Here is a 6,766-nt window from a genome sequence, read left to right as displayed (position 1 = left end):
AAATCACGGGCTATAACCTTAACTTAGTGATTTTAAACAAGTAGTTTCTGGTGAAAACAATGATCGAAATCAAAAAATACTGTTATAGTTTTAGCCATTCCCACTGTTTCTTTTTGTTCTCGCCGCTTGCCTTACAATTGGCGTGAATCTCTTCCGACGTCACGAAATAATAATTTTGTGCGTCAAAATTGTTAATTATAAGTAAAAATTCGGTGTAATCTTGTGGCAAAGAGGTAAGCAATGTTTGGATTAGATGCCTTCCACCTGGCCAGGATTCAGTTCGCCTTTACTGTTTCCTTCCATATTATTTTCCCGGCCATCACCATCGGTCTCGCCAGTTTCCTGGCGGTGCTCGAAGGCATGTGGCTGAAAACCCGTAACGAGACCTATCGCGATCTCTACCACTTCTGGTCCAAAGTCTTTGCCGTTAACTTCGGTATGGGCGTGGTGTCCGGGCTGGTGATGGCGTACCAGTTTGGTACCAACTGGAGCGGTTTCTCGCAGTTTGCCGGCAGTATTACCGGTCCGCTGCTGACCTATGAAGTGCTCACCGCCTTCTTCCTTGAAGCGGGCTTCCTCGGCGTGATGCTGTTTGGCTGGAACCGTGTTGGACCGGGCCTGCACTTCTTTGCCACCTGCATGGTTGCGCTCGGCACTATCATCTCGACCTTCTGGATCCTCGCGTCCAACAGCTGGATGCATACCCCGCAGGGCTACATCATAGAGAATGGCATCGTGGTGCCGCAGGACTGGTTCAAGATTGTCTTCAACCCGTCGTTCCCGTACCGCCTGTTCCATATGTCGGTGGCGGCCTTCCTCGCCAGCGCCTTCTTTGTTGGCGCGTCTGGCGCGTGGCATCTGCTGCGCGGTAACGATAACCCGGCAATCCGCAAAATGTTCTCCATGGCACTGTGGATGGCACTGATCGTTGCGCCGATTCAGGCGATGATCGGCGATGCGCACGGCCTGAATACCCTTGAGCATCAGCCGGCAAAAATTGCGGCGATTGAAGGCCACTGGGAAAACCCGCCGGGAGAAGCGACACCGCTGATTCTGTTCGGTATTCCGGATATGGATGAAGAGCGCACCAAATATGCGCTGGAAGTGCCGTACCTTGGCAGCCTGATTTTGACCCACAGCCTGGACAAACAGGTCCCGGCGCTGAAGAGCTTCCCAAAAGAGGACCGCCCGAATTCGCTGGTGATTTTCTGGTCGTTCCGCGTCATGGTGGCCATGGGCCTGCTGATGATCACCCTCGGCGTGCTGAGCCTGTGGCTGCGTTACAAAAAGCGGCTGTATAACTCCCGGCCGTTCCTGTGGTTCGCCCTGCTGATGGGGCCGTCCGGCCTGATCGCCATTCTTGCCGGCTGGTTTACCACGGAAATTGGTCGTCAGCCATGGGTGGTGTACGGCGTGCAGCGCACCATTGATGCGGTGTCGGCGCACGGCGATTTGCATATGAGCATCAGCCTGCTGGCCTTCATCCTCGTCTATTCGTCGGTGTTTGGTGTCGGCTACGTTTATATGATGCGCCTGATCAAGAAAGGTCCGCTGACCGGCGAGGGTAAAGATGTGCGCCACGGTGGTCCGGGGCAGGGCAAAACACCTGCGCGTCCGCTTTCTGCGGCCCATGAGAGTCTGAACGAACCGCAGGAGGGTAAATAAATGATCGATTTCTCCATTATCTGGTTCGCCATTATCGTGTTCGCCACCCTGATGTATATCGTGATGGATGGCTTCGATCTTGGCATCGGCATCCTGTTCCCGTTCAATAAAGATGCGGTTGAGCGCGACATGATGGTGAATACCGTTGCGCCGGTGTGGGATGGCAACGAAACCTGGCTGGTGCTGGGCGGTGCCGGTCTGTACGGTGCGTTCCCGCTGGCCTACTCGGTGATTGCCGATGCGCTGGCCATTCCGCTCACCGCGATGCTGATTGGCCTGATTTTCCGTGGCGTAGCGTTTGAGTTCCGCTTTAAGGCCACCGAAGAGCACCGCGCGTTCTGGGATAAATCGTTTATTGCCGGCTCGCTGCTGGCGACCTTCAGCCAGGGCGTTGCGGTCGGTGCGATTATCGACGGCTTCCCGGTGAAAGGGCGCGAGTTTGCCGGCTCGGCGCTGGACTGGCTGGCGCCGTTCCCGCTGTTCTGCGGCGTCGGTCTGGTGGTGGCATATGCGCTGCTGGGCTGTACCTGGCTGATCATGAAAACCGAGCATGAGCTGCACCGTAAGATGTCCGCGCTGGCGACGCCGCTGGTGATCGCGCTGCTGCTGATTGTCGGCATTATCAGCCTGTGGACGCCGTTCACCCACGATGCGATTGCGCACCGCTGGTTCAGCCGTCCTAACCTGTTCTGGTTCCTGCCGGTGCCGGTGCTAGTGCTGCTGTGTTCGTGGGGCATCGTGCGCGCCATTAAGCGTGAGGCGCACTACTCGCCGTTCCTGCTGACGCTGGCGCTGGTGTTTCTCGGCTTCTCCGGCCTTGGTATTAGCGTGTGGCCGCACATTATTCCGCCGTCGATCACCATCTGGGACGCCGCGTCACCGCCGCAGAGTCAGGCCTTTATGCTGGTCGGTAGCTTACTGATTATTCCGGTGATTCTGGGTTATACCTTCTGGAGTTACTACGTGTTCCGCGGAAAAATCAAAGCCGACGAAGGATACCACTGAGATGCAAACCGAGGTCAGCAATATGAGCAACCCCACTGAAACGAAAGCCCCCTGGTGGAAGCGCGTGCTGTGGTTAGTAATCATCTACGGCGCAAGCGTGCTGGCACTGGGCGTGGTGGCATCACTGTTTCGTATGATGATGACGGCAGCGGGCATGCGTTCGCACTGAGTGGTCGATGAGGGCAGGCACGCCTGCCCGGCATTATCGGTCGCCATTAATAGCGCCCCTGCGGGTACGATTTGTAGGGTGCGCATTAATGCGCACCGCTATGCGCAGGCAAATCACTGCTCAACGATGCGATGCTATTAAGGAGATAAAAAGTTAGTCACCTAAGCAATTAATGCTTTTCCCGTCTCGCTGTCTTTACTCTTCCTTACGTTATCCATACGATTTTGTTATGTTTATGTGACGGATTACGCAAAAGCACCGCCTTTCCCAACCCATTCAATTAAAAAAAATGCTCAGCCTGAATCTGAAAAAACAGTACATCAACGATCTGGTGGACTGGATCGAGGCCAATCTGACCGACGAGCTCAACATCGATCTGATTACCCTCAAATCCGGTTACTCCAAGTGGCACATGCAGCGCATGTTCAAAGAGATGACCGGCCAGACGCTGGCCTCGTACACGCGCAAACGTCGCCTGACGCTCGCTGCCATGGCGCTGCGCCTGACCAGCATGCCGCTTATTGATATCGCCGTGCGGTTTGGCTTTGATAATCAGCAAAACTTTACCCGGGTGTTTAAAAGCCACTTCGCCATGACGCCAGGCGCTTATCGCCGCATTCCTGAGATGCAGATGAAAGACTTCCACAGCCGCATCTCAACCCAGCGGCAGTGGGTGAGTGCGCGCCTGGCAGAGAAGCCGGAGCTGAAGCTGTGCGGAGAAGTGATTGAGTGGGAGTGCCGCTTCGGCGAATACATTGACCACCACAATCACGTGGTGGCGCAGCATACGCGTGATTTCATCGCCTTCGCCGGCCAGCACGTACAGCGTGGCTGGCTCGGTTTCCAGTTCAGCCCGGGGGTTAACTCCAGCGATCAGCAGCATATCAGCCTGTTCCAGGCGCTGGAGAGCCAGTATGCCGACGTGCTGACCGGCAATGTACAGAACTGGACCGGTGAAAGCGGACTGTATGCGGAGATTGACTGGCACGGCGCGCCGGAAGAGATCAATGCGTTCACCGCAGAGGTGTACTACAACCATCTGCCTGCGCTCGGCGTGGCGCGGCGGCCGGGCAAGGACCTGATTAAGCTCGATCTGCGCTACAGCACGCCGGATCTGCTGCAGGGCACCTTTTACATTCCGGTTAAAGTCGGATAATGCATAAATCGTGCGGTAAACTGTGATAAACCGCACGATTTTATAAATTCCTGTGCCTGAGTGGCGTAAAATCCTTCACTGAAACCTGACTGACCGTGGAAAACACTGTTTGCCACTTCTCAGGCTGGATCATCACCTGCATGCCTGGTCCATTCCGGACCGTTATAGTGAAAAGACAAAAAATTATGCGACTTCTACCGTTGTTACTTTCAACAGCGCTTGTGGCGTTTTCCGCGCTGGCAAGTGCCCAGATGGCTGAGCCTTTCTCACCGCCAGGCGGTCTGCATCCGCATCAGCCTCACTGCGCCCAGCATGAGATTGCCGGCGATAATGCGCTGCCACAGCAGCGTACGGATGACGTGACGCTGCTGACCTGCACTAACCACCAGGCCTGACGGCGCGCTACCTGCTTAGCGACCAGCGCCGTATTGCGTCCGTCCGCTTTCAGCCCCTCCCTCCGCTGCAATACGCCCGGCCTGGCAAATAACTCGAAAATCCCGAGCAATAAACGAGACATAAGCTGCTTTTAACGAGGTGTTACAGCGGCTAAACTTCTCCACCAAATGTCTCTGCTCAGGAGGAGTTGTGAACAAACCCCGTAGTATTCGAAGCTTGCTGAAAAGCTTTATTGAAAGTGACGCCAGCAACGGCATGGTGCTGATTCTGGCGGCGGTGGCGGCGATGGTGCTGGCCAATAATGCCGCCACCGCGCAGGGCTATCAAAACCTGCTGGCGGAGCCGGTACAGATTCGCTTCGGCGTGCTGGATATCAGCAAAAACCTGCTGCTGTGGATTAACGATGCGCTGATGGCGCTGTTCTTTCTGCTGATTGGCCTCGAAGTGAAGCGCGAACTGATCAGCGGCGAGCTGGCCAGCCGCGATCGCGCGATCTTCCCGGTGATTGCTGCGCTGGGCGGCATGGTTGCGCCGGCGCTCATTTTCCTGCTGTTCAATCATGATAACGAAGTTGCCCGCAACGGCTGGGCCATCCCGACCGCCACCGACATCGCCTTTGCGCTCGGCGTGCTGGCGCTGCTCGGCAGCCGGGTACCGGCGGCGCTAAAAGTGTTCCTGATGGCGCTGGCGATCATTGATGACCTCGGTGCCATCGTGATTATTGCGCTGTTCTATACCAGCGATCTGTCAGTGCTGTCGCTGAGCGTGGCGGGCGGCGCTATCGTGCTGCTGGCGATCCTCAATCGCTGCGGTGTGCGCAACATCGCAGTGTATATGCTGGTAGGCGTGGTGCTGTGGACCGCGGTGCTGAAGTCCGGCGTGCACGCCACGCTGGCGGGCGTCGTGGTGGGCTTCTTCGTACCGCTGGAGGAGAAAGAGGGTCACTCACCGGCTGAGCACCTGGCGCACGGACTGATGCCGTGGGTGAACTGGCTGATCCTGCCGCTGTTCGCGTTCGCCAACGCCGGCATCTCGCTCAGCGGCATCACCTTTGGCGATGTGCTGTCGCCTGAGCCGCTTGGCATTATCCTCGGTCTGCTGATTGGTAAACCGTTAGGTATCACGCTGTTCTGCTGGCTGGCGGTGAAGCTGCGGCTGGCGGCGTTGCCAGGCAGCACCACCATTCGCGACATTATGGCCATCGGCGTGCTGTGCGGTATCGGCTTTACCATGTCGATCTTCATCAGTTCGCTGGCGTTTGATGCCGCGCATGAACAGCTGGTGACGTTCTCGAAGCTGGGCATTCTTAGCGGTTCACTGCTGTCGGCGGTGATAGGTTACACGCTGCTGCGCATCAAACTGCGCTAATAAGGAGAGGCGCAAGCCTCCTTTATGGTATGAATCAGCTCAATTTTAATCATCTCTACTACTTCTGGCAGGTGTGCAAAACCGGTTCGGTGGTGCGCGCCGCTGAAGTGCTGTGCCTCACGCCGCAGACCGTAACCGGCCAAATCAAAGCGCTGGAAGAGCAGCTGGATGGCGTGCTGTTTCGCCGTCAGGGGCGCGGCCTGGTGCCCACCGAGCTGGGGCAGCTGGTGTTCCGCTATGCCGATCGCATGTTTATGCTCAGCCAGGAAATGCTTGATATCGTTAACTACCGCAAGGAGTCGCATCTGCTGTTTGATGTTGGCGTGGCGGATGCGCTGTCAAAACAGCTGGTGAGCAAGGTGCTGGAAACGGTGGTGATGGCCGGCGAGAAAATTCAGCTGCGCTGCTTTGAATCAACGCATGAAATGCTGCTGGAGCAGCTCAGCCAGCATAAGCTGGATATGATCCTATCCGACTGCCCGATAGATTCAACCCAGCAGGCCGGGCTGTTTTCGGTCAAGCTCGGCGAATGTCCGGTTAGCTTCTGGTGTAATGCGCCACTGCCTGAGCTGCCGTTTCCGGCCTGTCTGGAGCAGCGGCGCCTGCTGTTGCCCGGCCGGCGCTCGATGTTGGGGCGCAAGCTGCTGAACTGGATCCACAGCCAGGGATTACAGGTTGATATTCTCGGTGAATTTGATGATGCGGCGCTGATGAAGGCGTTTGGCGCGCAGAACAATGCGATCTTTGTCGCACCGACGCTGTACGGGGATGATGTCTATCGTGACGATAGCGTGCGCGAGATCGGCAGGCTGGAGACGGTGATGGAGGATTATCACGTTATTTTTGCCGGGCGTATGATTCAGCATCCGGCGGTGCAGCGCATTTGCCATCGCGACTTCAGCGCGCTGTTCAGCCACGGATCGCAGGCATAAAAAAACCGGCGAAGCGCCGGTTCTTTTAACAAAGCGATAAACAGACGGCGATTAAGCCAGTTTGTTGATCTGAGC

At 56.4% G+C, this 6,766-nt stretch carries 7 protein-coding genes; all 7 read left to right on the top strand.

What is annotated here, in order from left to right:
• Nucleotides 1–240 precede the first annotated feature (240 nt).
• The 7 genes from QMM04_RS19930 (at nucleotide 241) to nhaR (ending at nucleotide 6,691) form a co-directional block, all read left to right on the top strand.
• Nucleotides 241–1,665: a cytochrome ubiquinol oxidase subunit I gene (locus QMM04_RS19930; RefSeq protein WP_125308900.1), complete on the top strand. Its 1,425-nt coding sequence runs from the start codon at nucleotides 241–243 to the stop codon at nucleotides 1,663–1,665.
• A complete protein-coding gene (gene cydB, locus QMM04_RS19925) occupies nucleotides 1,666–2,670 on the top strand; it encodes a cytochrome d ubiquinol oxidase subunit II (RefSeq protein WP_021507607.1) in 1,005 nt (334 codons plus the stop codon).
• A gap of 1 nt (nucleotide 2,671) precedes the next feature.
• Nucleotides 2,672–2,839: a DUF2474 domain-containing protein gene (locus QMM04_RS19920; protein ID WP_064511421.1), complete on the top strand. Its 168-nt coding sequence runs from the start codon at nucleotides 2,672–2,674 to the stop codon at nucleotides 2,837–2,839.
• Between the two features lie 289 nt (nucleotides 2,840–3,128).
• Entirely contained in the window at nucleotides 3,129–3,995 is an 867-nt protein-coding gene (locus QMM04_RS19915) for a helix-turn-helix domain-containing protein (protein ID WP_058759653.1), read from the top strand.
• 251 nt (nucleotides 3,996–4,246) lie between these two features.
• Nucleotides 4,247–4,390 carry a hypothetical protein gene (locus QMM04_RS19910; RefSeq protein WP_164861030.1) on the top strand — a complete coding sequence of 48 codons (144 nt, stop codon included), beginning with the start codon at nucleotides 4,247–4,249 and terminating at the stop codon, nucleotides 4,388–4,390.
• Nucleotides 4,391–4,580: 190 nt separating this feature from the next.
• The gene (nhaA, locus tag QMM04_RS19905) at nucleotides 4,581–5,759 is read left to right on the top strand and encodes a Na+/H+ antiporter NhaA (RefSeq protein ID WP_262256422.1); all 1,179 of its coding nucleotides are present in this window, start codon (nucleotides 4,581–4,583) and stop codon (nucleotides 5,757–5,759) included.
• Nucleotides 5,760–5,788: 29 nt separating this feature from the next.
• Nucleotides 5,789–6,691: a transcriptional activator NhaR gene (nhaR, locus tag QMM04_RS19900; RefSeq protein ID WP_282996838.1), complete on the top strand. Its 903-nt coding sequence runs from the start codon at nucleotides 5,789–5,791 to the stop codon at nucleotides 6,689–6,691.
• The last annotated feature ends 75 nt before the right edge of the window (nucleotides 6,692–6,766 follow it).

Origin of the sequence: Pantoea sp. Pa-EAmG, assembly GCF_030024295.1 — a bacterium.
GTDB lineage: Bacteria > Pseudomonadota > Gammaproteobacteria > Enterobacterales > Enterobacteriaceae > Pantoea > Pantoea dispersa.
The sequence above is the reverse complement of the archived record's forward strand: the minus strand, read 5'-3'. Positions and strand labels throughout refer to the sequence as shown.